The organism is Streptomyces sp. NPDC046308 (assembly GCF_055588065.1).
In genome coordinates this window covers 62,831-87,570 of the sequence record NZ_JBVJFB010000012.1, presented here as the reverse complement: position 1 = coordinate 87,570, position 24,740 = coordinate 62,831, and the positions used below count along the sequence as shown (strand labels likewise).

The following is a 24,740-nucleotide window of genomic DNA, read 5'->3' as shown; positions in this document are numbered from 1 at the left end:
CCCATGCACCTCGACCATGCCGTGACCCACCCCAACCGGCACACCCACAGCGCCGCCCCGCTCCGCGCCGACGGCACCCGGCGCGCCCTGCGCATCGGCCTCGGCGGGCCCGTCGGCTCCGGCAAGACCGCCACCGTGGCGGCCCTGTGCCGCGCGCTGCGCACCGAACTGTCCATGGCCGTCGTCACCAACGACATCTACACCCGGGAGGACGCCGAGTTCCTGCTCCGCGAGGCCGTCCTGCCGCCCGAGCGAATCGCCGCCGTCGAGACCGGCGCCTGCCCGCACACCGCCATCCGCGACGACATCTCCGCCAACCTGGAGGCCGTCGAGGAACTGGAGGACGCCTTCCGGGAGAGCGGCCCGCTCGACCTGATCCTCGTCGAGTCCGGCGGGGACAACCTCACCGCCACCTTCTCCCGCGGCCTCGTGGACGCCCAGATCTTCGTCATCGACGTCGCCGGCGGGGACGACATCCCCCGCAAGGGCGGCCCCGGCGTCACCACCGCCGACCTCCTCGTCGTCAACAAGACCGACCTCGCCCCGTACGTCGGCTCCGACCTCGGCCGGATGGCCCGCGACGCCGCCGAGCAGCGCGGTGAACTGCCCGTCGCCTTCCAGTCGCTGCGCGGACCGGAAGGGGTGGCCCCGGTGGCCGCCTGGGTGCGCGAGCGGATCACCGCCTGGAGCGCACGGTGACCAGCGCGCCGCCCCTCTCCCCGCCCCGGGACCCTCCGCTCTCCGTGCCCGTGCCTGCCTCGGGGCTGCGGGCCACCGCCCGCATCCACGCCGTAGCCGACGGACGGGGCGGCACCGCCCTGCCGCTGCTGGCCGGCGAGGGGCCGCTCGCGCTGCGCCGCACCCGCGGGTCCGGGGCCGAGGCCCGGGTCGTGCTGGTCGGCGCGATGAGCGCGCCGCTGGGCGGGGACCACCTCACCGTCGAGGCCGCCGCCGGGCCCGGCGCGCGCCTCGCCCTCGCCTCGGCCGCCGCCACCCTGGCACTGCCCGGCCGCGGCGGCGAACCCGCGCGGTACGACGTACGCCTGACCCTGGAGGACGGGGCGTCGGTGCGCTGGCTGCCGGAGCCGCTGGTCTCGGTGCGCGGCAGCGACCTGCGGGTGCGCACCCGGGTCGCGCTGGCCCCCACCGCCCGGCTGCTGCTGCGCGAGGAGCAGGTGCTCGGACGCGCGGGGGAGGGCCCGGGCCTGCTGAGCAGCCGGCTCACCGTCACCCGCGGCGGCCGTCCGCTGCTGGACCAGGAACTCGCCTGCGGCCCCGGTGCGCCCGGCGGCTGGGACGGCCCGGCGGGCCTGGCCGGCCACCGCGCGCTCGGTCAACTCCTCGTCGTGGACCCCGCCTTCGCCGAGGCCCCGCCCGTCGCGGCGGTCCTGGGCGAGTTCGCCGCGGTGACGCCGCTGGCCGGTCCGGCCGTCCTGGTGACGGCCCTGGCCCCGGACGCCCTGCGGCTACGGGAACTGCTCGACGCGGCCTGCCGTACCCACGGGTGGTGAAAGCGGGACGCAGCAGGCACCGCTCAGCGGTACACGCCTTTCCGGTTATCGGGTTGGCAAAGAAGTCGATCGAGCCCTGTCGCCGGTCCCGGATCAGAGGACAGGATCCCTGTGCACGCCGATGACCGAAAACGGCCAACCCGGCCGCCCACGGCGGCACCTGACGCAGGGGGAACAACCACGTGATACGCAACGCGGCGCTGGGGAGCGCCGCCACACTGATCACCGGCACGCTGGCGGCGGGCCTGATGCTCGCGCCGTCCGCCTCGGCGGCCTCGGCCGGCCGTGACAACGGTGCCGCGGAGGCGGTGGGCGTCCAGATCGCCGCCGCCCGCGCCGCCCGTACCGGGATCGACTGGAAGGACTGCCCCGCGGACTGGGGCTTCGAGAAGCCCATCCAGTGCGGCTGGGTGAAGGTCCCGCTCGATTACACCAAGCCGTTCGGCAAGACCATCGAGCTCGCCGTCGACCGCATCGGCAGCACGGGCACCAAGGAGGAGCGCCAGGGCGCCCTCGTCTACAACCCCGGCGGCCCCGGCGGCTCCGGCATGCGCTTCCCGCGCCGGGTCACCACCAAGAGCGCGCTGTGGGTCAACGCCTCCAAGGCGTACGACTTCGTGGGCTTCGACCCGCGCGGCGTCGGCCACTCCGCGCCCATCTCCTGCATCGACCCCCAGGAGTTCGTCAAGGCCCCCAAGGCGGACCCGGTCCCGGGCTCCGAGGCCGACAAGCGCGCCCAGCGCAAGCTCGCCGCCGAGTACGCGGACGGCTGCAAGGAGCGCAGCGGCGAGATGCTGCCGCACATGACCACGCCGAACACCGCGCGGGACCTCGACGTCATCCGTGCCGCCCTCGGCGAGCAGAAGCTGAACTACCTCGGCGTCTCCTACGGCACCTATCTGGGCGGGGTCTACGCCACCCTCTTCCCGACCCACGTGCGCCGCATGATCGTCGACAGCGTGGTCGACCCCGACCAGGACAACATCTGGTACGAGGCCAACCTCGGCCAGGACGTCGCCTTCCAGACCCGCTGGAACGACTGGCAGGACTGGGTCGCCAAGAACGACGCCTCCTTCCACCTCGGCACCACGCGCGCCCAGGTCGAGGAGCGCTACCAGAAGCTGCGCGCCAAGGCCAAGGCCAACCCGCTCGGCGGGGTCGTCGGTCCGGCCGAGCTGATCGGGTTCTTCCAGGGCGCCCCGTACTACGACTCCTCCTGGGTGCCCGTCGCCCAGACCTGGGCCGCGTACGAGGCGGGTGACGAGCAGGCGCTCGTCGACGCCATCGCCCCGGACATGTCGGACACCAAGGGCAACGCGGCCTCGGAGAACGGCAACGCCGTCTACACCGCGGTCGAGTGCGCCGACGCCAAGTGGCCCACCAGCTGGGCCAAGTGGGACCGGGACAACAGCAAGCTGCACCAGAAGTACCCGTTCCTCACCTGGTCCAACGCCTGGATGAACCTGCCCTGCGCGACCTGGAAGTCCAAGCAGAGCACCCCGATCGAGGTCGGCGCCAAGCGCGGTCTGCCGCCGGTCCTGATCGTCCAGTCCGAGCGGGACGCGGCCACCCCGTACGAGGGCGCCGTCTCCCTGCACAAGCGACTGGCCGGCTCGCGCCTGATCACCGAGCAGAACGCCGGCTCGCACGGTGTCACCAGCCTGGTGAACCCCTGCATCAACACCCGGGTCGACACCTACCTGCTCACCGGCAAGGTCGACGCCAAGGACGTGAAGTGCGCTCCGCACGCCACTCCGGTCGCCCCGGCCCCGGCCGCCGCGAAGTCGCTGACGGCGCAGGCGCCGGCCGCGGACCTTCCGGCGCGTGAGGAGCTCCCGGCGGTCCGCTAGCCGGGAGCGGTCGTGGAACGGGAGGAGGCTCAGCGCGAGGTGCGCCGGGCCTTCTTCCGTTCCGCCTCCTCCTCGGCCTTCACCTCGGCCGCGTACCGGTCGACGTACTCCTGGCCGGACAGTTCGAGGATGGCGTACATGATCTCGTCGGTGACAGCCCGCAGGATCGCCCGCTCGCCCTCCATGCCCGCGTACCGGGAGAAGTCCAGCGGCCGGCCGAAGCGGATCGTCACCCGCCGGATGTTCGGGATCTTCTGCCCGGGCGGCTGGATCTCGAAGGTGCCGACCATCGCGCAGGGGATCACGGGCACCCCGGCGCCCAGGGCCATCGCGGCCACGCCCACCTTCCCCTTGTAGAGCCGCCCGTCGTGCGAGCGCGTCCCTTCCGGGTAGATGCCGAGCAGCTCGTCCTTGGCCAGCACCGCCAGCCCCTCGCGCAGCGCCGCCTGTCCGGCGTTCTTGCTCGAGCGGTCCACCGGGATCTGCCCGGCGCTGCGGAAGAAGGCGGCGGTGAGCCGGCCCTTGACACCGGGGCCGGTGAAGTACTCGGCCTTCGCGAGGAAGGTGATCCGCCGCTTCAGGATCGCGGGCATCAGGAAGTGGTCGGAGAAGGACAGGTGGTTGCCCGCGACGATCGCGGCACCCTCCGCCGGGATGTTCTCCAGGCCCTCGATCCGGGGCCGGAACAGCAGTCTCAGCAGAGGACCGATCAGCACGTGCTTGAGCAAGTGGTAGAACACCAGGCCGCTCCCGTCGATATCCCGTTGTCACCGCCAGTTTACGGACGGTGAGTCACGGGCTGGAGGGGGCGGTGGGAACCAACCTCAGACATTGCGCGAGGCGGCCATCCCGGCGGTCAGCAGCCCCAGCACCACCCAGCCGAACCACAGCCAGCCGTTGCTGCCGAGGGCCACGGAGTACGTGGCGACGGCCACCAGTGCGGCGAAGGTCATGACGGCCATCGCCTTAACGGATCCGGTCATGCCCCATGGTCGCGCGCGACAGGGCGGTTGCGCTACTGGCCACGCGCTTGGAGCGAGGCGAGATACGAGTTGTACGCCTCCAGCTCCTTGTCGCCGTTGCGGTCCTCGGCCCGGTCGGAGCGCTTCGCCGCCCGCTGCTCGGAGCGGTACCACTGGTAGACCAGGGCGATCAGGACGAGCACCGAGGGGATCTCGCTGAAGGCCCAGGCGATCCCGCCGCCCCACTGCTGGTCGAGGAGCGGGTCGATGCCGAGGGAGGCCGGCGGGTTCGCGTACGTCTTGATCATCGGCTCGCTCGCCATCATCAGGGCGATGCCGAAGAACGCGTGGAAGGGCATGCCGGCGAAGAGCTCCAGCATCCGCATCACGTAGCCCGGACGGTGCGGACCCGGGTCGATGCCCATGATCGGCCAGAAGAAGATCAGGCCGACGGCGAGGAAGTGGAGCATCATCGCGATGTGCCCGGTGCGGCTCTCCATCAGGAAGTCGAAGAGCGGGGTGAAGTACAGGGCGTAGAGGCTCGCGATGAACATGGGGATGGTGAAGGCGGGGTGGGTGACCACCCGCATGTACCGGCTGTGCAGCAGCGCCAGCAGCAGCTCGCGCGGGCCCTTGTGGCCGCGTGCGGCGGGCGGCAGCGCGCGCAGCGCCAGGGTCACCGGGGCGCCCAGCAGCAGCAGGATCGGGGTGATCATGCTGATCACCATGTGCTGGACCATGTGCACGCTGAACATGACCATGCCGTAGTCGTTCAGCTTGGTGCACATCACCAGGACCACGGTCAGCACGCCCGCGGTGAAGGCGATGGTCCGGCCCAGCGGCCAGGCGTCCCCGCGCCGGCGCAGCCGCAGCACCCCCCACCCGTACAGGGCGAGCCCCACCAGCGAGCCGATCAGGAAGAACGCGTCGAAGGAGAACTCCAGCCCGCGTCCGAGAGTGAAGGGCGGCAGGTCCATGTTCATGTCCATGCCGTGCCCGCTGTGGTCCATCTCTTCACTCCCTTGACTGTGGCGCCCCACCACAGTAGTGCCGCCCCCGTACGTTCCCGCGCGCGGGGGCGGCCGTAACGGGCATACGGTTACAGAACCGTCTGGGCCTCGTCGTACCGGTCGGCCGGCACCGTCTTGAGGGTCGAGGTCGCCTCGGCCAGCGGCACCATCTCGATGTCCGTGCCGCGCAGCGCGGTCAGCATGCCGAACTCGCCGCGGTGCGCGGCCTCCACGGCGTGCCAGCCGAAGCGGGTGGCGAGGACGCGGTCGTAGGCGGTGGGCGTGCCGCCGCGCTGGACGTGGCCCAGGATCACCGGCCGGGCCTCCTTGCCCAGGCGGTGCTCCAGCTCCACCGCGAGCCGGTTGCCGATGCCGGCGAACCGCTCGTGGCCGTACATGTCGACGCCGCCCTCCTCGAGGTCCATCGACCCGGGGCGCGGCTTGGCGCCCTCGGCGACGACGACGATCGCGAAACGCTTGCCCGCCGAGAAGCGCTCGCCGACGATCGCCGTCAGCTCCTCGATGTCGAAGGGGCGCTCCGGCACGACGATCGCGTGCGCGCCCGCCGCCATGCCCGAGTGCAGGGCGATCCAGCCGGTGTGGCGGCCCATGACCTCCACGACCATCACGCGCTGGTGGGACTCGGCGGTCGTCTTCAGGCGGTCCAGGGCCTCCGTGGCCACGCCGACGGCGGTGTCGAAGCCGAAGGTGACGTCGGTGGAGGCGATGTCGTTGTCGATGGTCTTCGGGACGCCGACGATCGGCAGACCGGCCTGCGACAGCAGGTTCGCGGCCTTCAGGGTGCCCTCGCCGCCGATCGGGATGATCGCGTCGAGGCCGAGGTCGGCCACGTGCCCGCGGGCACGCTCCACGCCGTCGCGCAGGTGCGCGGGCTGGACCCGGGAAGAGCCGAGGATGGTGCCACCGCGGGCCAGGATGCCGGCGACGGCATCGAGGTCGAGCTTGCGGTAGTCCGCCTCCAGCAGGCCCTTCCAGCCGTCGAGGAAGCCGATCACCTCGTCGCCGTGGTCGACGACGGCGCGGTGCACGACGGAGCGGATGACGGCGTTGAGGCCGGGGCAGTCGCCACCGGAAGTGAGCACACCAATGCGCATGGCAGGGAGAGACCTTTGCAACGTGGGCCGACGACCGGACCACGTCGTCCGGTTGGAACTACGGCCACCCTACAAGCGGTGGAGCAGTGGGCTGAACCATCCTCCACATGCTGGTCGCACTCGTCGTACGAAACCACGTCGGCCCGGTTCCCCCTAGGGAAAACCGGGCCGAACACATGATGACGGGGCCGCCCCGATGAGCGGTCCGCCGGGTGCTAGGCGGGCTGCGTCGCGGCCGCGATGCGCTCCGCGCGCAGCGCCTCGTACCACCGGTCGTCTATGGCCGGCAGCGCGTTCACGTCGAGGGCCAGCTTCAGCAGCAGGTCCGCGATCTGCGGGTTGCGGGCCATCACCGGGCCGTGCATGTAGGTGCCGAACACCGTGTCGTTGTACGCGCCTTCGGTGCCGTCGCCGGTGCCGTTGCCGCGGCCCATCGTGACCCGGGCGAACGGCTTGGCCGTCGGGCCGAGGTGCGTGACGCCCTGGTGGTTCTCGAAGCCCGTCAGCTGCGGCAGCCCCAGGCGCGGGTCGATGTCGGCGAGGACGTCGCCGACGCACCGCTCGCCCTCACCGCGCAGGGTGACGACGTCCAGCAGGCCGAGGCCCTCCTGGCGCTGGCCCTGGTCGTTGACGAACTCCTTGCCGAGGATCTGGTACCCGGCGCAGACCGAGAAGACGATCGCCCCGTTCGAGACGGCGCGCTCCAGACCGCCGTCGCGCAGCAGCCGCTCCGCGGCCAGGCGCTGCGGCCGGTCCTCGCCGCCGCCGATCAGGTAGATGTCGCCCGAAGTGGGGATCGGCTGGTCGCTGCGCACGTCCACGCGCTGCACGTCCAGGCCGCGCTGGCGGGCCCGGCGCTCCACGACGAGGGCGTTGCCCTGGTCTCCGTACGTGCTGAGCAGGTCGGGGTAGACCCACACCAGACGCAGGCTGTTGTCGCTCATGCTCTTGTCCTCTGCGTTTGTGACGGGCCTAGTTGCCGACGCGGCGGCGGACGTCCTGGAAGGCGGTGTAGTTGGCGATCAGCTCGATCTGGCCGGGCGGCGCGAGCTGCACGGCCTCGTCGAGGGTCTCGCACACCCGGAAGTCCAGGCCCGCGACCTCCAGGCGGACCGCGAGGTCCAGCTTGCGGTCGCCGATCACGAAGATCGGGTGGCCGGCCAGGCGCGGGTAGTCCACGTCCCACAGCCAGGAGGTGTCCGTGCCGTCGGCGCCGCGCGCGTTCACCGAGAGGATCACCGGCGTCGGCGGCGGGTCGATCAGCGAAAACGTTTCGAGCCAGCCCGCCGGGTTCTTCGCGAGCAGCAGCCGCAGCTCACGGCCCTGGAAGTGCACCACGTCGTAGCGGCCGGCGACGGCCTGCACCTGGTACATCCGCTCCAGCGCGACCTGCGGCGGCACGCCGAACACGGCGGCCACGGCGGCCGAGGTGGCGGCGTTGGCCTTGTTGGCGCGGCCGGGCAGCTGGAGGTGGATCGGCCAGGCCGAGCCGTGCGGGTCCAGCACGTGGTCCCCGGAGAGCACCCAGGTCGGGGCCGGGCGGCGGAAACCGCACTCGCCGCAGAACCAGTCGTCGCCCGGGCGCTGCATGACACCGCCGCAGGAGGGGCACGACCAGGCGTCGTCCTTCCACTCCTGGCCGGCCGCGACCCACACGACGTTCTGCGAGGAGGAGGCGGACCACACGATCAGCGGGTCGTCGCAGTTCGCGACGATGACCGCCTTCGAGCCCTGGAGTCCTTCGCGCCACTTCTCCGCGAGCATGCGGGTCTCGGCGGCGCGGTCCAGCTGGTCGCGGGAGAGGTTCAGCAGGGCGATCACCTTGGGGGTGACGTCCCGGGCCACTCCGGCCAGGTACTTCTCGTCGACCTCGATGACGCCGTACTTGGCGTCCGAGCCGCCCGCCAGGGCCGAGGTGATGCCGGCCGGCATGTTGGCGCCGAGGGCGTTGGAGACGACCGGACCGCTGGCCCGCAGGGCCTCCGCGATCAGCCGGGTCGTCGTGGTCTTGCCGTTCGTCGCGGAGACGAGGACGACGTCGAGGTGTTGCGCCAGCGCGCCGAGAAGATCGGGGTCGAGTTTGAGTGCGACCTTGCCACCGATCACCGATCCGCTTCCGCGTCCCGCGGCCCGCGACACCGCCGCCGCGGCCTTGCCCGCCGTCACGGCCAGCTTGGCCCGCGGCGAAAGCGGCTCCGTGTTGCCTGCCATCGTCCCTTGTCCTCCTTGCGTCGGTCGGCCCCAGCCTATCCAGTACCGGCCGCAGCCTTGACCGCGGCGCCCCCGCCCCGCCGCGGATCTCCTCATATAGTCGCCCGTCGTACGCTTACGGCCATGCGACAGCGCCCCATTCCCGGTACCACCGGACTCGTCCGCACCATGAGCCTGCTGGGTGCTCCGGTGCTCCACTCGGCCTGCGCGGAGGTCACCGAATTCGGCCCGGAGCTCGAGCGGCTCATCGAGGACATGTTCGCGACGATGTACGCCGCGGAGGGCGTCGGCCTCGCCGCGAACCAGATCGGCGTCGGACAGCGGGTCTTCGTCTACGACTGCCCCGACGACGAGGACGTCCGCCACGTCGGACACATCGTCAACCCGCGGCTGGTCGAGGCCGACGGGGACGAGTTCCTCGGGCCCGAGGGCTGCCTGTCCCTGCCGGGCCTGGAGGCGGGGACGGCGCGCTTCGACCGGGCGGTCGTCGAGGGGGTCGACTCGGGCGGGGCGCCCGTGCGGGTCGTCGGTACGGGGTTCTTCGCGCGCTGCCTGCAGCACGAGTGCGACCACCTGGAGGGGACCGTGTACGCGGACCGCGTGACCGGCCTGCGAGCCCGTCGCCTGCGGCGCGCCATCCGGAAGGCCCCCTGGTCCTCTCAGGGCTAGGTCGTCTCTTCGGCTGAGTCACATCAGGCCCCTCCGGCGTTGGAGGAGCGGCACCGGGCTCCGCCCGGACCGCTCCTCACACCCGGAGGGGCTGAATTCGCCGGCCGGGGTTCGTCAGAAGCCCGGGCCGTCCACGCGGTTGCCGGCGGAGGAGAGGCGGCCCCAGAGGAGGTCGGTGAGGCCGGCGACGAGCTCCGCGCGCTCGCAGGGGCGTTCGCCGAGCCACCAGTCGCCGGCCGCGTGCATCATGCCGACGATGCCGTGGCCCCAGACCCGGGCCAGGCGTTCGCCGCCGGGGCCGAGGTCGACCCGCTCGCCGATCACCTCGGCCAGTTCCTCGCCGAGCCTGCGCAGCAGCGGCGCCGAGTGCAGGCCCACGTCGAAGCCGCGCTCCGCGCTGTGCGAGTCCTCGGCCGGGTGCATGAGGAAGCGGTAGACCTGCGGGCGGGCCTCGATGGCGGCGAGGTACGTGTCGAGGGTCGCCTCGACCCGGTGGCGCCGGGTGGAGGCGGGTGCGTCGAGCGCGGCCCGCAGCGAGTCGAGCAGGGCGTCGGTGTGCCGTACGGCGAGTGCCTGGTAGAGGCCCGCCTTGTCCCCGAAGTGCCGGTACAGGATGGGCTTGGTGATGCCGGCCTCGGCCGCGATGGCGTTCATGGAGGCCTTGGGGCCGTCCCTGAGCACGACCCGGTCCGCGGCTTCGAGCAGCTCCCGCCGGCGGCGTTCGGCCGCTCCCGGTTCGCCGGCCTGCTGAGTGGTCTCCATGACGTGTTTCTCTCCCCGCCCTTGCGATGTGCGTGACGCCCACGCAACGTAACACCCGGTGCACCCCGGGGATCGAATCGGCGGCCGCCGCCGGCTGAATCCTCCGTGCTTGACAGGCCTTACTCGCCGGTAACAGACTGTGGCCCTCGTGGTGGTTACCGCTAGTAACCTCCCGCAGGGACGAGAACGGACAGGTGGAGGGGACATGGCGGAGTTCACCATGGAGCTGAACGACGACCAGAAGCAGGTACGGGACTGGATCCACGGCTTCGCCGCCGATGTGATGCGACCCGCGGCCGCCGAATGGGACGAGCGCGAAGAGACTCCCTGGCCCGTCATCCAGGAGGCCGCGAAGGTCGGCATCTACTCGCTGGACTTCTACGCCCAGCAGTTCTTCGACCCGACGGGCCTCGGCATCCCGATGGCGATGGAGGAGCTCTTCTGGGGGGACGCGGGCATCGCCCTGTCCATCGTCGGCACCGGACTCGCGGCCATCGGCGTCGTCGCCAACGGCACCGAGGAGCAGATCGGCACCTGGATCCCGCAGATGTACGGCACCCCGGACGACGTGAAGGTCGCCGCCTTCTGCTCCTCCGAGCCGGACGCCGGCTCCGACGTCGGCTCGATGCGCACCCGTGCGGTCTACGACCAGGCCAAGGACGAGTGGGTGCTCAACGGCACCAAGACCTGGGCGACCAACGGCGGCATCGCCAACGTCCACATCGTCGTCGCCGTCGTCGACCCCGAGCTCGGCACCAAGGGACACGCCTCCTTCATCGTGCCGCCGAACACGCCGGGGCTGTCCCAGGGCCAGAAGTTCAAGAAGCACGGCATCCGCGCCTCGCACACCGCCGAGGTGGTGCTGGAGGACGTACGGATCCCCGGTTCCTGCCTGCTCGGCGGCAAGGAGAAGCTGGACGAGCGCCTCGCGCGGGCCCACGAGCGCGCCCGCAGCGGTGGCGGGGAACGCGTGAAGAACGCGGCCATGGCCACCTTCGAGGCCTCCCGGCCGGCGGTCGGCGCGATGGCCGTGGGCACCGCGCGCGCGGCGTACGAGGTCGCCCTCGACTACGCCAGGACCCGCACGCAGTTCGGCCGCCCGATCATCGACAACCAGGGCGTGGCCTTCCAGCTCGCCGACATGCGGACGCAGATCGACGCGGCCCGGCTGCTGGTGTGGCGGGCCTCCTGGATGGCGGTCGCAGGTCGGCCGTTCGAGTCGGCCGAGGGCTCGATGTCGAAGCTGTTCGCGAGCGAGGTCGCCAAGAAGGTCACCGCGCAGGCGGTCCAGATCCTCGGCGGCAACGGCTTCACCCGCGAGTACCCGGTGGAGCGCATGCACCGGGACAGCGCGATCTACACCATCTTCGAGGGCACCAGCGAGATCCAGCGGCTGGTGATCGCCCGCACGATCTCCGGCATGCCGATCCGCTAGTGCTGTGGCCGGGGGGTGCGGGACCCGGGTTCCACACCCCCCGGCCCGGTCTCAGCGCAGCGGCGTGAGGCAGGCGCTGGTGAACTCGTCGGGGCCGTACTTCGGATCGGCGAGGTAGTCCAGCGGGGCGCAGTGCGCGCCGGGCGTGTCCAGTACGGCGGTGACCTCGTACTGGGCCCGGGACGAGCCGCAGGACACGACCTCCAGGTCCTGGTCGGTCCAGCTGCCCTCGTTGCGCACGCACTGCCCCACCGAGAGCTTCTCCGGGCCGTCGACGACCAGGCCGATCACGAGGAGCGCCTGGACGGCCAGGAAGAGCAGCAGGACCGGTGTGAGGAAGAGCAGCACCGGGGGCCGGCGCCACAGCGGCCTGCCCGGGTCGAGCGGCGGGCGGAAGCCGCCCGCCGGGGGCGCGAGTCTGCGGAAGGCCGCCCGCGGGCCGAGGTTCATCAGCAGGGTCACCGGCGTGACGAAGAGGGACAACGGGCTCCACCAGCCCTGCCACAGGGTGTCCGAGGACATGCGGCGGTAGGTGGCGAGTCCGCAGTCGCGGCAGAACGGCCCGCGCAAGCTCAGGAACCGCATCAGCACGATCAGGCCCTGGTGCCCGCGTACGGTCGCGGGCGCGGCGGGCCAGGCCCCGCACAGGGTGCAGCCGTACCGGCCCGGCTGCGGGTGGGCCGCGTACGCACCGTACGGCTGCTGCGGTCCGGTGAACACGGGGCCGTCGGCCCCGGTCGGCTGTCGGGGTACGTAGGGGCCCGCCGGGCTGTACGGGCCTCCGGCGCCCTGCTGCGGCGGTGGCGGAGTGGCCACGGGGATTCTCCTCGGTCGGTCGATGATCACCGGCGTGGTGATCACGGCACCCTAGCCCGCGCCCTCAGGTCCGCAGCAGCCGGGCGAGGGCCCGCCCGAAGAGCAGCCGGCCCGCCGCCGCGACCACGGGGTCCAGGGCGCGGGGGAGGCCGCGCACGCGCAGGTCCTCGCGCCAGTGGACCTCCGTGCCGCCCGAGGCGAGGGGCCGGACCTCGATCTCCGCCCAGCCCGTCACGGACCGGCCGCGCTTCTCCAGCCGGACGAGCCCCGCCGAGCCGCCCGCCGGGGGCTGCCAGACCACGACCTCCATGGGATCGTCGAAAGTGATCCTGCCCACACCCGTGCGGGCGGCGAAGATCGTTCCGACGCGCGTCGGGGGCGCCGTGCGGATGATCGTCCGCGTGAGGGGGACCTGCGCGCCGTGGCGTTCCCAGTCGGTGAGCCGCAGCCAGGTCTCGTCGGGTGGCCGAGACGTATGGTGAATGATCCGGATACCGGGCATGAGCGCATGGTAATCGGGCATACACACCGTGAACTGGACCGCGAATACGGGTTCCGTCCGGGGGTGGCGATCAGCAATACTCACCAGCCACCGTGGATCGCGGAATCGACCGGGTGACCACCGGCCCTCCCGCCCCACTTTGCGAGGAGGTGCGCCATGTGCTCCCACCAGCCACCCTGCCCACCCGCCGACAGCGCCGATCACGACGCCGCGCGCACCGTGGCCTCCCACCCGGAACAGGGCTGGAGCCTGCTGTGCAACGGGGTCGTGGTGTTCGACGACACCGGTGAACTGCTCCCCGACAGCCGCACGGTGGAACCCCGCCGCCCGGCCCTGGTCTGAGCGAGGAGGCAGCATGCGCCAGCAGCTGATCCGCAAGCCCGTCCCCAAGCCCGCTCCACGAGACCTGGACCTGCGCACGCCGTCGGGCAGACCCCTCCCGTACTGACGGGAGCTCCGACGAAGCCGATCCAGTACGCACGGCGTCCACCGGCCGCTGCTCAGCCGGTGGGCGTCGCCGCGCCGCCCCGGAACGCCGTCTCGTACGCGGCGTCGCCGATCGCGGCCCGGGCCTGCCGCTCGCCCTGGTCCCGCAGGGCCGTCAGCGAGGGCGAGCCCATCTGCGGCCGGCCCACCGTGCGCCACCAGGCGTGCCCGGTGCCCAGCAGCCGCGCCGCCAGTTCTCCGTCGCCCAGCCCGGCCACCGCCGCGGCCAGTACGTCCAGGCCCAGCGCGATGCCGAAGCGGTCGCCCAGCAGCCGCTTGCCGGAGAGCATCGCCCGCACGTGCCTGGCCGCCTCCCCGTGGTCGCCCAGGCCCAGCGAGGCCACCGCCAGGATGTAGTCCGCGTACGCCCGCAGCCAGCGCTCGCCGAGCTCCGCGCACGCCTCCCGCAGGGACCGTGCCTCATCGGTCGCCTCCTCGAACCGCCCCTGGTCGCAGAGGGCGTAGCCGGTCGCCAGCTTGCACAGCAGCCAGCCCGGGCCGCTCGTCCGCCCGCCGTGGCCCGCCCTGGCCCGCGGACCCGCCAGCGCCAGCGCCCGTACGGGATCGCCCGGCATGAGGACCGCCACCGCCTGCAGATAGGCCGCGCGCAGCTCCCGCTCGGGGTCCGCGAGGCGGGCCGCGTCCCGCGTGCACTCCTCGGCGATCCGCCCGGCCGCCTCCATGTCGCCCTGGAGCAGCAGCGTGAGCCCGAGGGCCCACTGGGCCTGGTTGTACGCGGCCCCCGTGGGCGGAGCGGACCGCAGCGCCCGTTCCAGGAAGGCCCGGCCCTCGTGCGCGTGTCCGCAGGCGAACCAGTGGAACCACAGCGCCCCGGCCATCTCCAGGGCCGCCGTCGGGTCGGCGGTGAGCAGGTGCTCCAGGGCCGTGCGCAGCTGCGCGTGCTCGGCGGTGATCCTGCGGTACCAGTCCACCTGGCCCGGGCCGAGCCAGCCCCGGTCGGCGGCCTGGCAGAGCGCCGCGTACCAGTGGGCGTGCCGATCGCTCACGAGCCGCGCCTCGCCGAGTTCGGCCAGCCAGTCCTGCCCGTACTCGCGGATCGTGTCGAGCAGCCGGTAGCGGGCGCCCGCGCCCCGCTCATCGGTGCGCAGGACCACCGACTTGGCGGCCAGCCCCGCCAGGACCCGCTCGACCCGCGCGGCGGGCAGCGGGCCGCCCGCGCAGACGGCGCGGGCCGCGGCCACGTCGAAGTCCCCGGTGAAGACGGAGAGCCGGGCCCACAGCAACCGCTCCAGCGGCTCGCACAGTTCGTGGCTCCAGCCGATCGTGGTCCGCATCGTCCGGTGCCGGGGCGGCAGGGCGGCGCGGGCGCCGGACAGCATCTCGAAGCGCTCGCCGATCCGCTCGGCCGTCTCCTCCAGCGTCCACAACCGCAGCCGGGCTCCGGCGAGTTCCAGCGCGAGCGGGATGCCGTCCAGGCGCCGGCACACCTCGGCCGCGAGCGCGGTCCGTACGGGGTCGGTGAAGACGGTCACCGCTTGCGGGGTCGCGGCGAGGGCGCGGGCCCGGAAGAGGGCGAGGGCGTCGCTGTCGGGCCCCTCGCAGGGCAGCGGCCGGACCTCGACGACCTCCTCGGCCGCGGAGCCGAGCGGTTCCCGGGAGGTGATCAGGACCGTCAGTCCCGGTGCGGACTGCAGGAGTTCGCCGACGAGGTGGCGGCAGGCGGCCACCAGGTGCTCGCAGGTGTCGAGGACGAGGAGGAGCCGCTGGTCGGCCATCCACGCGCACAACTCCTCGTCGAGCGGGCGCGGGGAGTGTTCGGCGAGGCCGACGGCGTGTGCGACGGTCGCCGTGAGCAGGCCGGGATCGCGCAGCGGCGACAGCTCCACCCACCAGACGCCGTCGGGCCGGGACTGGCGGGGATCGGCGACGGCCCGCAGGGCGAGGCGGGACTTGCCGACCCCGCCCACCCCGGTGAGGGTGATCAGCCGCCGCTCGAGCAAAAGATCTCCGAGGAGCCGGAGTTCGGGTTCCCGGCCGACGAAGCTCGCCGGTTCGGGTGGCAGGTTCCCCGGCGTGCGGGAACCCGGTGGGGGGTCGTCGTCCGCGGATGCTGCCTGATTGTCATTGACCGAGTACTCACCGAACACGGATGTATTGTGCGTGATCTTCTTATCCGACCGTGCCGTTCGGGCCGGATCGGTGCCTCAATTTCACGCCACGAGGGTGATCCGCCGTTCCGCGGAGAAGGCGCCCCAGTTGCCGTCGGGCAGCCTGGCCCGCAGTTTGACGGCCCATTCGGTGCCTGTGGGCTCCGTCACCGTGAGCCGGTGCTCCACCCGTCCGGTGGGCACGGCGCCCGCTCCGAACTGGATGACGGTCGTGGGCCGTCCGTTGACGTACAGCTCGTACTCGGTGGTCTCGCGGCCGGTGTCCGGGGCGGTCCAAGTGAGCGTGACCGCCCCCGGCGAGGCGGCCGCGACGAACGCGGAGGGGGCGGTGCCGGGCCCGTCGCCGGAGGCGGGCGGGGTCGTCACGTCCACGGCCGGTCCGTCGGGGGAGGAGTTGTCCGCCCCGTCCCGGGCCCGGACGGTGAAGGTGTAGACGGTGTCCGGCTGGAGGCCGCTCAGGGCGGTGCCGCTCTCGCCCGGGCCGGCGGTGTGGATCCGGACGCCGCCCTGGTAGACGTCGTACGCCGTCACGCCCGTGTCGTCCGTGGCCGCGGTCCAGGACACCCAGGCGGCCCGGGGGCCGCTCGCGCGGCCGGTGGTGGCCGCCGGGGCGGTCGGCGCCGCGCGGTCCTCGGCCTTGGCCGCCGGGGTGGTCGCGCGGGCGGCGGGAGCGGGCTCGGAGAGGTTCCCGGCGGCGTCCTCGGCCCGCACCGTGAAGGCGTAACCGGTCTGCGGGGAGAGGCCGGTGACGTCCACCATCGTCTTCTCGGCCGGGAGTTCGCGGACCAGCCGGTCCCCTTCGAAGACCCGGTAGCCGCGCACCCCGTCCCGGTCCGCCGCCGCGTCCCACATGACGTGCACGGTGGTGGCGCTGCCGGCCTGCGCGGTCAGTCCGGTTGGGGCGGGCGGGGCCTGGGTGTCGGGCGCGGTGCAGGCGGTCAGGCCCGTGAGGCCGGTGAGGGCCAGGCAGAGGGCGAGCGTGGGGGCGGCGCTGCGTCGCACGGGGGTGCCTTCCTCCGCTCCGTAAAGGTCTAGACATATATGGCACGGAGGGCGGGAGCCCGGCAAGACCCCTGCGGCCGGTCGTCGGCGATGTGCCCCGGTTCGTCTTCTTCCGATCCTGTCTGGCATTATTGCGAGCTCTTTGCAATAGCGGATGATCTTGAACAGGGATGTGCAGAGCATGACGGCCCGGACAGTACGGGGAGCGGCCGGCGCGACGCTGGCCGCCGCACTCATCACGGGCGTGGCGGCCTGTTCCGGCCCCGGCGGCACCGCCGCGGCCGCCGACGCGGTGGTGGTCGGCATAGCCACCGAGCCCGAGAGCCTCAGCCCGCTGCTGGGCTACGGCAAGGACGGCAACTCGAAGATCTTCGACGGACTGCTCACGCACGACGCGGACATGAAGCTGAAGCCGGCGCTGGCCGAGGCCCTGCCGGAGGTCTCCGCAGACGGCCGCACGTACACCTACAAGCTGCGCGGGGGCGTGAGGTTCAGCGACGGGGCGCCCTTCTCCGCCAAGGACGTGGTCTTCACCTACCGGACGATCCTCGACGCGAGGACGAACAACGCCTCCAAGACCGAGCTGGACGCGATCGAGGGCGTCGAGGCGCGCGGTGAGGACACCGTCGTCTTCACCCTGAAGTACCCCTACGCCCCGTTCGCCGAGCGGACCGTGCTGCCGATCGCCCCCGAGCACATCGCGGGCGCGCAGGACGTCAACAGCGGCGACTTCACCACCAGGCCCGTCGGCACCGGCCCGTACGTCCTCACCGCCTGGTCCAAGGGCGAGAAGCTCAGCTTCAGGGCCAACCCCGGCTACTGGGGCGGCGAGCCCGCGGTGAAGAAGTTCACCATGGCCGTCGTCAAGGACGACGACGTGCGTGCCACCCGGCTGCGCTCCGGCGAGCTGGACGGGGCGATCCTGCCGCCCAACCTCGCCCAGGGCTTCGAGAAGGACCCCGCGCGCCGCACGTACGCGGCCAAGACCTTCGACTACCGCAACGTGACGCTCCCGACGCACCACCGGGTCACCGGAGACATGGCGGTCCGGCAGGCGCTCGACATCGCCGTGGACCGCACGGCCATGGTCGACGAGCTGCTGGAGGGCGCGGGCAAGCCCGCCTTCGGCCCGGTGCCCACCGACAGCCCGTGGTTCACGGCCGGCACCGAGCGCCGTCACGACCTCGACCGGGCGAAGAGGATCCTCGACGAGGCCGGCTGGAAGGCGGGCGGCGACGGCATCCGCGTCAAGGACGGGGTCCGCGCCTCCTTCCCGCTCTGGTACACCTCCGGCGACAAGATCCGCCAGGACCACGCACTCGCCTTCGCCTCCGACGCGAAGAAGGCCGGCATCGAGGTCAAGGCCGAGGCCGGCACCTGGGAGGTCATCGAGCCGCGGATGAAGACCGACGCCGTCCTCGCCGGCGGCGGGTCCCCGGCCGACCCCGACTTCGACCAGTACCTGCTCCTCACCTCCTCCCTCGGCGGCGACGGCTTCAACAACATGGCCCGCTACGCCAACCCGACCGTGGACCGCGCCCTCGACGAGGCCCGCAGGAGCGGCGACCCGGCCGCGCGCAAGGCCGCGTACGACACCGTGCAACGTGAGCTCGTCAAGGACCCCGGCTACGTCTTCCTCACCCACATCGACCACCTGTACGTCGTGAACGACCGCTGGGAGGGGCTCACCACCCAGGTGGAGCCGCACGACCACGGCCTCGGCTCGGGCCCCTGGTGGAACGTCGAGAGCTGGAAGCCGAAGGCCAAGTGACCCTCCCCTGGGGGCCGATGGCACGCATGGTGGGGCGGCGGACCCTCCTCGCCGCCCCGGTCCTGCTCGCCGTCACCTTCGGCGTCTTCGCCATCGCCGCGCTGTCCCCCTTCGACCCCGTGAAGGCCTACGCCGGCACCGCGGGCCTCACCGCCTCGCAGGCCGAACTCGACCAGCTCCGGGCCAACCTCGGAGTCGACCAGGCCCTGGTCCCGCGCTGGTGGGACTGGCTCGGCTCGGCGGTCACGGGAGACCTCGGCACCTCCTCCGTCATGCGCCAGCCCGTCGCCGACGTCATCGGGGAGCGGATGGGCTGGTCGGCGCTGCTCGCCGCGTGCGCGTTCGCCGTGGCGGTGTCGGCGGGCACCGTGCTCGGTGTCCTGGCCGCCCGCCGACAGGGCGGCCCACTGGACCGGCTCGCGTCCTCGCTCGCCTACACCCTGGAGGCCGCCCCGGCCTTCTGGCTGGGCCTGCTGGCCATCTGGTTCTTCTCGGTCCGGCTCGGGGCGCTGCCCTCGGGCGGCCTGACCGACGCCGGCAGCGACACGGTCACCTTCGGGCAGGTCGCCTCGCACCTGGTCCTGCCCGCGCTGGTGCTGGGCGTCTCCCAACTGCCGTGGTTCTTCCTGTACGTGCGCCAGGGCGTGGCCGACGCGCTGGCGGAGGACCCCGTCCGCGGGGCCCGCGCGCGGGGTCTCGCGGAGCGGAGCGTCCTGCTCGGGCACGGGCTCCGCTCCGGCATGCTGCCGGTGCTGACCCTGATCGGATCCCGGGTACCCGAGCTGATCACCGGTGCGCTGCTGGTGGAGACCGTCTTCAGCTGGCCGGGCATCGCGGCGGCGACCGTACAGGCGGCCACCTCGGTGGACTTCCCGCTGCTGGCCGCCCTCACGATGCTGGCCACGGCGGCGGTGCTGGCCGGGAACCTGCTGTCCGACCTGCTGTACGGGCTGGCCGACCCGAGGGTGGGCTTCGATGGCTGAGCCCCCGGTCAGGTGGCGGCCGGCCGGGCGCACCCGGCGCTCCACCCGCACCCTGCGCGTGCGCACCTCGGCGCTCGTGACGGCGGTGATCGTGCTGGTGGTGCTGATCGTTCCGCCGCTGGCGCAGCTCGACCAGCAGGCGGTCGACCTGTCGGCCAGGCTCCGGCCACCCTCGTGGGCCCACCCCTTCGGCACCGACGACGTCGGACGCGACCTGCTGCTGCGGTGCGTCCACGGTCTGCGGCTCTCCCTCCTCGTCGGCCTGGTGGCCGCCCTCGTCGCCACCGTGATCGGTACGGCGGTGGGCGCGGCCGCGGGCGCCCTGGGCGGCTGGACGGACCGGGTGGTCATGCGGGCCGTGGACACCCTGTCCTCGATCCCGCACCTGCTCCTCGGCATCTTCATCGTGGCGATGTTCCGGCCGGGCGTGTGGCCGGTGGTGGTCTCCGTGGCCGTGACCCACTGGCTGTCCACGGCCCGCATCGTCCGTGCGGAGGTCCTGTCCCTGCGCGGCCGCCCCTACGTGGACGCGGCCGTCTCCGGCGGCGCCTCCCGGTGGCGGGTCGCCGTCCGCCACCTCGTGCCGGGCGTCCTGCCGCAGGCGGGCCTGGCCGCGGTTCTGATGATTCCGCACGCGATGTGGCACGAGTCCGCCCTGTCGTTCCTGGGCCTCGGACTCCCCGCCCACCAGGCGAGCCTGGGCAGCCTCGCGCAGAGCGGCCGCGGCTCGCTGCTCGCCGGCGACTGGTGGCCCACCCTCTTCCCCGGCCTCCTCCTGATCGTCCCGACGCTGGCCCTCGCCGGACTCGCGGGCGCCTGGCGCGAGCGCCTGAACCCCCGCCGCCGCTCGGAGCTGACCCTGTGACCCCGCCTCCCGTGCTCAGCGTCGAGCAGCTCTCCGTCCGCTTCCGCATGCCCGCGGGCCGGTACGTCGAGGCCGTCACCGACGCCACCTTCTCCCTGGCGCCCGGGGAGTGTCTCGCCCTGGTCGGCGAGAGCGGCTGCGGCAAGTCCGTGCTCGCCTCCGCCCTGCTCGGCCTGCTCCCGGGCAACGCCGAGACCGCCGGGTCGGCCCGGCTCGCCGACGGGCTGGACGTGCTCGCCGCCGACGAGCGGACCCTGGCCCGGTCCGTACGGGGCCGGCGCATCGGCCTGGTCCCGCAGAGCCCGGCCGCGCACCTCACCCCGGTCCGCACCGTCCGCGCCCACCTGGAGGAGACCGTCCGCGAACTGGCCGCCGACGCCGGCCGCGCCGGCCCGGCCACGGCGGCCGGACCCCGGCCGCCGGGTCCGCCCGGCCCGGCCGCCGGGCCCGGCGGGCCGGAGCGGCCCGCACGCCGCGGGCGGTTCGGCAGGGCGGCCCTGCGCGCGGCGGCCGAGGCGGCCGCCGAGCGGGCCGCCTTCCCCGCCACCCACCTCGACCGCCACCCGCACGAACTCTCCGGCGGGCTCGCCCAGCGGGCCGCCACCGCCCTCGCCCTCGTCGGTGACGCGCCGCTGCTCCTCGCCGACGAGCCGACCACGGGCCTCGACCGCGACCTGGTCCGCCGCACCGTCGACGAGCTGCGCGCCCGCACCCGTGAGGCCGGCCGCGCGCTACTGATGATCACGCACGACCTCGCGGCGGCCGAGCGGATCGCCGACACCGTCGCGGTCATGTACGCCGGGCGGATCGTCGAAATCACCCCGGCCGGAGCCTTCTTCGGCAGCCCCGGCCCCCGTCACCCGTACGCCCGGGGCCTCCTCGACGCGCTCCCCGAACGCGCCTTCACGCCGGTCCCCGGGACTGCGCCCGAGCTGGGCGCGCTCCCGGCGGGCTGCGCCTTCGCCGTCCGGTGCGCGGCCGCCGACCAGACCTGCCGCAGCCGGCGGCCCGTGCTCACCGAAGGGGTGGCCTGCCACCGTGCTTGAGCTCAAGGACATCACCGCGGGCTACGACCGCCGCGCGCCCGTGGTCCGGGGCGCGCACCTGACCCTGTGGCCCGGCGAGTCCCGCGGGCTGCTCGGCCCGAGCGGCTGCGGCAAGTCCACGCTGGCCCGGGTCGCGGCCCTGCTGCACCGCCCCGACCGCGGGACCGTGGTGCTCGACGGCCGCCCCGTGACCGGCTTCTCCCACCGTGCCCCGCGCTCCCTGCGGACCGCGGTCGGCGTCGTGTTCCAGCAGCCCCGGCTCGCCGCGGACCCCCGCCTCAGGCTGCGCGACCTCGTCGCCGAACCCCTCCGCGCGAGCGGACGGCGTGCGGAAGCCGCCACGGTGGTGCCCGAGTTGGCGGAGCGGGTCGGCCTCGGCGCGGACCTGCTCGCCCGCCGTCCCCACGAGGTCAGCGACGGCCAGCTGCAACGCGCCTGCCTGGCCCGGGCCCTGGTGCTGCGTCCGCGCTGGCTGGTCTGCGACGAGATGACCGCGATGCTGGACGCCTCCACCGCCGCGGCCCTGGTCGCGGTCGTCGAGGAGTACCGCGCCGAGAGCGGGGCGGGACTCCTCGCTGTCGGTCACGATCCGGTGCTCCTCGGCCGCTGGTGCGGCCGCACGACCCACTGGAACGAGATCGTCAAGGACTGACCGCCCGTCACGGACGGTCAACACCCGTACGGCGGACACGTGTTTCGCCCGAGCGCACCCCCTCCTGCGCCACCATGGCGGCGAGTAAGGAGGTTTCGATGGTGATTTCCCTCTCGGTGGTCGTCCTGCTCCTCATCCTCGCTTGGATCTTCCTGCGCGGCGGCGGACTCAAGTTCTCGCACGCGCTCGTCTGCGTACTGCTCGGCTTCTACCTCGCGAGCAGCAGCGTGGCCGGGACCATCCACGACGGACTGACGGCCACCGCGAACGTGGTCTCCGGCCTCCGCCCGTGACCCGGGCCGTCCCCTTCGAAAGGGACGGCGTTGATCGACTGTTGCGCCTTCGTGAATCATCCGGCGCATCCATGGACTCCTCGGGCACTGCGATCTAGCGTCTGGCCGCGGCGCGATGTCAGACGCAACGTCAACAAGACCGAAGAGACAGGGAGGAAGTCTGGATGTTCCGAAGAGCGCTGAACTGCGCCGTGCTGCCCGTCGTCGCCGCCTTCACGGTGATGTACGGCGGCTCGCCGGCCCAGGCCGAGGAGATACCCAAAGCCCCCGGCCACCGCCTGATCAGCCACTACGACGGCAGCCCCGCGGCCGCCGCACCGCTGCCCGGCCAGGCTCCGCCGCAGCACCCCCACCTCGCGCCCAACGGCCGCAGCGGCATGCACTCCGACGCGGCCGGCAGCGCCACCTCACCCTGGTCGGGCCCGCTCGGCAGGAACCCCCAGGTGACCAGCGAGAAGATCGCCGCACTGGGCGGCGAATGCGCCACCGCCACCTTCGACGCGGGCGGCCGGCTCGTCACCGTGTGCGGGACCTTCTCGGGCTTCAAGGTCAAGCTCCTCGAGCCCCGTACGCTCGCCACGCTCGCGGAGTACCAGCTCCCGCAGCGTTCTTCGACGGTCGAGGCGATCACCTCGCTCGACTTCGCGAAGATCTTCAAGGACACCTCGGGCGGTGCATACTTCTACCTGGACGACCAGGACCGCGCGGTGCTGGCCGACTCCCGTCAGCACATCCTGCGCCTGGCCCACTCCCGGAATCCCGACGGGAGCTGGAAGTTCACCGTCGACAACGACTGGGACCTCACCGGCCAGGTCCCGCACGACTGCGTGACCTGGACCAACCTGTGGCCCAGCGGCACCTGTGACCCCGTGACCTCGGTCATGCCCGACTGGAACGGCCGGATCTGGTGGGTCACCCGCCAGGGCCGGGTCGGCACCGTGGACCCGGCGACCTCGGTGATCCGCTCCGTCCGGCTGCCGGGCGAGGAGATCCAGAACTCCTTCTCGGTCGCCGAGGACGGCGTCTCCATCGTCTCCGACCACGCGCTCTACAGCTTCCGCGCCGCCGCCGACGGCACCCCCGAGGTGCAGTGGCGCCAGACGTACGACCGCGGGACCGCCGCCAAGCCCGGTTCCGTCAACCAGGGTTCGGGAACCACCCCGGACCTCTTCGGCAACGGATACGTCGCCATCACCGACAACGCCGACGACCGGATGAACGTCCTGGTCTACAAGCGGGGCACGGACGTCCCCGCCGCCCAGCGGCTGGTCTGCAAGGTGCCGGTCTTCGGCTCCGGCGCCTCGACCACCGACAACTCCCTGATCACCTGGGGCAACAGCATCGTCGTCGAGAACAACTACGGCTACGAGAACCCCACCACCCTGCTGCTGGGCAAGTCGGTCGTGGGCGGCGTGACCCGCATCGACGTCCGGGCCGACGGCAGCGGCTGCGACACGGTGTGGGAGAGCGCGATCCGCGCTCCCTCCGTGGTCCCGAAGCTCTCCACCGCGAACGGGCTGCTCTACTTCTACGAGAAGGAGCCCAACTTCTGGGGGATCGACGGCTGGTACCTCACGGCCGTGGACTTCCGCACCGGTGAACGCCGCTGGCGGCAACTGGTCGGAACCGGCCCGCTCTACGACAACAACTGGGCCCCGATCACCCTCGGCCCCGACGGCACCGCGTACGTCGGCGTCTTCAACGGAATCGTCGCGGTCCGCGACAGCTGACCGACGGACCGCCGGCCTCCGGAATTCCCCGGAGGCCGGCGGGCGAACACATCACGCCGACTCTGCGCATGAACTCCGACAATTCGCGTGACCGACCCCGGCGTACCGCCGGTCACGCCCCTACGCTGCTCCCCGAAAGCGCCCGTGACCTTCCACCATCACGGGCGACGGGCGGGCCCTTGGGCCCTCACAGGGGGAATCATCTCGTGACGCGTTTACGCCAAGTACTGGTCGCCGTGTGCGCCATGTCCCTGACCTTCGTCACCGTGTCCGCCAGCGCTTCGGCGGACACCCGGGGGACCGTGTCCGCGGAGGCCGACGCAGCCGGGTCGGCGACGGACTCCCGCCCCGGCATCCTGGGCACCTGGTACAACCAGCTCGGTTCGACCATGGTCGTGACCCGGGCCGCCGACGGCGGGTTCACCGGTACCTACGAGTCCGCGGTCGGCAACGCCGAGAAGCGCTACGTCATGACCGGCCGCTACGACAGCGCCCCCGCCGACGGCACCGGGACCGCCGTCGGCTGGACCGTCGCCTACCGCAACGCCTACCGCAACGCCCACTCCGTCGCCACCTGGAGCGGCCAGTACGTCGGCGGTGCCCAGGAGCGGATCGTCACCCAGTGGCTGCTGAGCTACGGCACGACCCCCGCCGACCAGTGGAAGTCGACCATCCTCGGCCACGACGAGTTCACCCGGGTCAAGCCCTCCGCCGCCGCCGTCGAGGAGGCGCGCCGGCAGGGCGTCACCTCTGCGAATCCGCCGGCCGCCGACGGGGAGTGATCCGGCCGCACTGCCGAGCGTGTGATCCGCCCGCAGCGATGGGGTTCCCCTGGTGGGCGGGTCGCGCACGTCCGCGCCCGGCCAGGTGATCTTGGCGCAAAACCCCCGTTGGCCTGCAAGTTCTGTTGTGGGAGTGTGGTTCGGACTCCGGTTCGCGT

General features: G+C 72.6%; 25 protein-coding genes. 14 read left to right on the top strand and 11 right to left on the bottom strand.

Going from position 1 to position 24,740, the window contains the following annotated elements; genetic code table 11:
• The first annotated feature begins 3 nt into the window (after positions 1 to 3).
• From ureG to ACZ6JT_RS34215, 3 genes are all read left to right on the top strand, one after another.
• Entirely contained in the window at positions 4 to 699 is a 696-nt protein-coding gene (gene ureG, locus ACZ6JT_RS34225) for an urease accessory protein UreG (RefSeq protein ID WP_469215948.1), read from the top strand.
• Between the two features lie 44 nt (positions 700 to 743).
• Positions 744 to 1,511 carry an urease accessory protein UreD gene (locus ACZ6JT_RS34220; protein WP_469215947.1) on the top strand — a complete coding sequence of 256 codons (768 nt, stop codon included), beginning with the start codon at positions 744 to 746 and terminating at the stop codon, positions 1,509 to 1,511.
• A gap of 248 nt (positions 1,512 to 1,759) precedes the next feature.
• On the top strand, positions 1,760 to 3,361 hold the full coding sequence (locus ACZ6JT_RS34215) for an alpha/beta hydrolase (protein ID WP_469216104.1): 1,602 nt from the start codon (positions 1,760 to 1,762) through the stop codon (positions 3,359 to 3,361).
• A 29-nt stretch (positions 3,362 to 3,390) separates the two neighbouring features.
• On the opposite strand, the gene ACZ6JT_RS34210 is transcribed toward ACZ6JT_RS34215, so the two are convergent.
• The 6 genes from ACZ6JT_RS34210 to ACZ6JT_RS34185 form a co-directional block, all read right to left on the bottom strand.
• A complete protein-coding gene (locus tag ACZ6JT_RS34210; protein ID WP_365480592.1) occupies positions 3,391 to 4,101 on the bottom strand; it encodes a lysophospholipid acyltransferase family protein in 711 nt (236 codons plus the stop codon).
• Positions 4,102 to 4,185: 84 nt separating this feature from the next.
• The gene (locus ACZ6JT_RS34205) at positions 4,186 to 4,344 is read right to left on the bottom strand and encodes a hypothetical protein (protein ID WP_030711544.1); all 159 of its coding nucleotides are present in this window, start codon (positions 4,342 to 4,344) and stop codon (positions 4,186 to 4,188) included.
• Positions 4,345 to 4,376: 32 nt separating this feature from the next.
• A complete protein-coding gene (locus ACZ6JT_RS34200; RefSeq protein WP_469215944.1) occupies positions 4,377 to 5,333 on the bottom strand; it encodes a cytochrome c oxidase assembly protein in 957 nt (318 codons plus the stop codon).
• Positions 5,334 to 5,422: 89 nt separating this feature from the next.
• Positions 5,423 to 6,448 carry a 6-phosphofructokinase gene (locus ACZ6JT_RS34195; protein WP_030711550.1) on the bottom strand — a complete coding sequence of 342 codons (1,026 nt, stop codon included), beginning with the start codon at positions 6,446 to 6,448 and terminating at the stop codon, positions 5,423 to 5,425.
• 215 nt (positions 6,449 to 6,663) lie between these two features.
• Complete coding sequence (locus ACZ6JT_RS34190) at positions 6,664 to 7,392, bottom strand: type 1 glutamine amidotransferase (protein WP_030841891.1); 729 nt, start codon at positions 7,390 to 7,392, stop codon at positions 6,664 to 6,666.
• A 28-nt stretch (positions 7,393 to 7,420) separates the two neighbouring features.
• A complete protein-coding gene (locus tag ACZ6JT_RS34185) occupies positions 7,421 to 8,659 on the bottom strand; it encodes a MurT ligase domain-containing protein (RefSeq protein ID WP_469215942.1) in 1,239 nt (412 codons plus the stop codon).
• A gap of 123 nt (positions 8,660 to 8,782) precedes the next feature.
• Here ACZ6JT_RS34185 and def point away from each other — a divergent pair, with 123 nt between their 5' ends.
• On the top strand, positions 8,783 to 9,328 hold the full coding sequence (def, locus tag ACZ6JT_RS34180) for a peptide deformylase (protein ID WP_469215940.1): 546 nt from the start codon (positions 8,783 to 8,785) through the stop codon (positions 9,326 to 9,328).
• Between the two features lie 114 nt (positions 9,329 to 9,442).
• Here def and ACZ6JT_RS34175 read toward each other — a convergent pair whose 3' ends face one another.
• Complete coding sequence (locus tag ACZ6JT_RS34175; RefSeq protein ID WP_365482252.1) at positions 9,443 to 10,090, bottom strand: TetR/AcrR family transcriptional regulator; 648 nt, start codon at positions 10,088 to 10,090, stop codon at positions 9,443 to 9,445.
• Between the two features lie 205 nt (positions 10,091 to 10,295).
• Between ACZ6JT_RS34175 and ACZ6JT_RS34170 the strand changes: the two genes are divergently transcribed.
• The gene (locus ACZ6JT_RS34170) at positions 10,296 to 11,525 is read left to right on the top strand and encodes an acyl-CoA dehydrogenase family protein (protein WP_469215938.1); all 1,230 of its coding nucleotides are present in this window, start codon (positions 10,296 to 10,298) and stop codon (positions 11,523 to 11,525) included.
• A 51-nt stretch (positions 11,526 to 11,576) separates the two neighbouring features.
• On the opposite strand, the gene ACZ6JT_RS34165 is transcribed toward ACZ6JT_RS34170, so the two are convergent.
• Both ACZ6JT_RS34165 and ACZ6JT_RS34160 read right to left on the bottom strand, forming a co-directional pair.
• Positions 11,577 to 12,341, bottom strand: coding sequence for an LppU/SCO3897 family protein (locus tag ACZ6JT_RS34165; protein WP_469215936.1), 765 nt, complete (start codon positions 12,339 to 12,341; stop codon positions 11,577 to 11,579).
• A gap of 64 nt (positions 12,342 to 12,405) precedes the next feature.
• Positions 12,406 to 12,843 carry an SRPBCC family protein gene (locus tag ACZ6JT_RS34160; RefSeq protein WP_469215935.1) on the bottom strand — a complete coding sequence of 146 codons (438 nt, stop codon included), beginning with the start codon at positions 12,841 to 12,843 and terminating at the stop codon, positions 12,406 to 12,408.
• Between the two features lie 156 nt (positions 12,844 to 12,999).
• On the opposite strand from ACZ6JT_RS34160, the gene ACZ6JT_RS34155 reads away from it, so the two are divergent.
• Positions 13,000 to 13,185 (top strand): DUF5999 family protein, encoded by a 186-nt coding sequence (locus ACZ6JT_RS34155; RefSeq protein ID WP_469215933.1) that lies wholly within the window; start codon positions 13,000 to 13,002, stop codon positions 13,183 to 13,185.
• Between the two features lie 158 nt (positions 13,186 to 13,343).
• Here ACZ6JT_RS34155 and ACZ6JT_RS34150 read toward each other — a convergent pair whose 3' ends face one another.
• Positions 13,344 to 15,290, bottom strand: a complete 1,947-nt coding sequence (locus ACZ6JT_RS34150; protein ID WP_469215931.1) for an ATP-binding protein — start codon at positions 15,288 to 15,290, stop codon at positions 13,344 to 13,346.
• 210 nt (positions 15,291 to 15,500) lie between these two features.
• Positions 15,501 to 16,460 (bottom strand): fibronectin type III domain-containing protein, encoded by a 960-nt coding sequence (locus ACZ6JT_RS34145; RefSeq protein ID WP_469215929.1) that lies wholly within the window; start codon positions 16,458 to 16,460, stop codon positions 15,501 to 15,503.
• A gap of 181 nt (positions 16,461 to 16,641) precedes the next feature.
• Between ACZ6JT_RS34145 and ACZ6JT_RS34140 the strand changes: the two genes are divergently transcribed.
• The 8 genes from ACZ6JT_RS34140 (at position 16,642) to ACZ6JT_RS34105 (ending at position 24,582) form a co-directional block, all read left to right on the top strand.
• Positions 16,642 to 18,231: an ABC transporter substrate-binding protein gene (locus ACZ6JT_RS34140; protein ID WP_469215927.1), complete on the top strand. Its 1,590-nt coding sequence runs from the start codon at positions 16,642 to 16,644 to the stop codon at positions 18,229 to 18,231.
• 17 nt (positions 18,232 to 18,248) lie between these two features.
• Complete coding sequence (locus tag ACZ6JT_RS34135) at positions 18,249 to 19,214, top strand: ABC transporter permease (protein ID WP_469215925.1); 966 nt, start codon at positions 18,249 to 18,251, stop codon at positions 19,212 to 19,214.
• Positions 19,207 to 20,079 (top strand): ABC transporter permease, encoded by an 873-nt coding sequence (locus ACZ6JT_RS34130; RefSeq protein WP_469215923.1) that lies wholly within the window; start codon positions 19,207 to 19,209, stop codon positions 20,077 to 20,079. Before ACZ6JT_RS34135 ends, ACZ6JT_RS34130 begins: the two co-directional genes overlap by 8 nt.
• A gap of 47 nt (positions 20,080 to 20,126) precedes the next feature.
• On the top strand, positions 20,127 to 21,125 hold the full coding sequence (locus ACZ6JT_RS34125; RefSeq protein WP_469216102.1) for an ABC transporter ATP-binding protein: 999 nt from the start codon (positions 20,127 to 20,129) through the stop codon (positions 21,123 to 21,125).
• Positions 21,118 to 21,777, top strand: a complete 660-nt coding sequence (locus tag ACZ6JT_RS34120) for an ABC transporter ATP-binding protein (RefSeq protein ID WP_469215921.1) — start codon at positions 21,118 to 21,120, stop codon at positions 21,775 to 21,777. Before ACZ6JT_RS34125 ends, ACZ6JT_RS34120 begins: the two co-directional genes overlap by 8 nt.
• A 98-nt stretch (positions 21,778 to 21,875) precedes the next feature.
• The gene (locus ACZ6JT_RS34115) at positions 21,876 to 22,070 is read left to right on the top strand and encodes a hypothetical protein (RefSeq protein WP_469215919.1); all 195 of its coding nucleotides are present in this window, start codon (positions 21,876 to 21,878) and stop codon (positions 22,068 to 22,070) included.
• Positions 22,071 to 22,234: 164 nt separating this feature from the next.
• Entirely contained in the window at positions 22,235 to 23,800 is a 1,566-nt protein-coding gene (locus ACZ6JT_RS34110) for a hypothetical protein (protein WP_469215917.1), read from the top strand.
• A gap of 206 nt (positions 23,801 to 24,006) precedes the next feature.
• Positions 24,007 to 24,582, top strand: coding sequence for a streptavidin (locus ACZ6JT_RS34105; RefSeq protein ID WP_469215915.1), 576 nt, complete (start codon positions 24,007 to 24,009; stop codon positions 24,580 to 24,582).
• The last annotated feature ends 158 nt before the right edge of the window (positions 24,583 to 24,740 follow it).

Bases quoted from the DNA above. Each gene is read 5' to 3' on its own strand.
- ureG (WP_469215948.1), top strand. From the start codon at position 4: ATGCACCTCGACCATGCCGTGACCCACCCCAACCGGCACACCCACAGC.
- ACZ6JT_RS34125 (WP_469216102.1), top strand. From the start codon at position 20,127: ATGCCCGCGGGCCGGTACGTCGAGGCCGTCACCGACGCCACCTTCTCC.
- ACZ6JT_RS34155 (WP_469215933.1), top strand. From the start codon at position 13,000: ATGTGCTCCCACCAGCCACCCTGCCCACCCGCCGACAGCGCCGATCAC.
- ACZ6JT_RS34205 (WP_030711544.1), bottom strand. From the start codon at position 4,344: ATGACCGGATCCGTTAAGGCGATGGCCGTCATGACCTTCGCCGCACTG.
- ACZ6JT_RS34160 (WP_469215935.1), bottom strand. From the start codon at position 12,843: ATGCCCGGTATCCGGATCATTCACCATACGTCTCGGCCACCCGACGAG.
- ACZ6JT_RS34130 (WP_469215923.1), top strand. From the start codon at position 19,207: ATGGCTGAGCCCCCGGTCAGGTGGCGGCCGGCCGGGCGCACCCGGCGC.
- ACZ6JT_RS34115 (WP_469215919.1), top strand. From the start codon at position 21,876: ATGGTGATTTCCCTCTCGGTGGTCGTCCTGCTCCTCATCCTCGCTTGG.
- ACZ6JT_RS34190 (WP_030841891.1), bottom strand. From the start codon at position 7,392: ATGAGCGACAACAGCCTGCGTCTGGTGTGGGTCTACCCCGACCTGCTC.
- ACZ6JT_RS34140 (WP_469215927.1), top strand. From the start codon at position 16,642: ATGACGGCCCGGACAGTACGGGGAGCGGCCGGCGCGACGCTGGCCGCC.
- def (WP_469215940.1), top strand. From the start codon at position 8,783: ATGCGACAGCGCCCCATTCCCGGTACCACCGGACTCGTCCGCACCATG.
- ACZ6JT_RS34135 (WP_469215925.1), top strand. From the start codon at position 18,249: ATGGCACGCATGGTGGGGCGGCGGACCCTCCTCGCCGCCCCGGTCCTG.
- ACZ6JT_RS34175 (WP_365482252.1), bottom strand. From the start codon at position 10,090: ATGGAGACCACTCAGCAGGCCGGCGAACCGGGAGCGGCCGAACGCCGC.
- ACZ6JT_RS34110 (WP_469215917.1), top strand. From the start codon at position 22,235: ATGTTCCGAAGAGCGCTGAACTGCGCCGTGCTGCCCGTCGTCGCCGCC.
- ACZ6JT_RS34215 (WP_469216104.1), top strand. From the start codon at position 1,760: ATGCTCGCGCCGTCCGCCTCGGCGGCCTCGGCCGGCCGTGACAACGGT.
- ACZ6JT_RS34170 (WP_469215938.1), top strand. From the start codon at position 10,296: ATGGCGGAGTTCACCATGGAGCTGAACGACGACCAGAAGCAGGTACGG.
- ACZ6JT_RS34195 (WP_030711550.1), bottom strand. From the start codon at position 6,448: ATGCGCATTGGTGTGCTCACTTCCGGTGGCGACTGCCCCGGCCTCAAC.
- ACZ6JT_RS34200 (WP_469215944.1), bottom strand. From the start codon at position 5,333: ATGGACCACAGCGGGCACGGCATGGACATGAACATGGACCTGCCGCCC.
- ACZ6JT_RS34185 (WP_469215942.1), bottom strand. From the start codon at position 8,659: ATGGCAGGCAACACGGAGCCGCTTTCGCCGCGGGCCAAGCTGGCCGTG.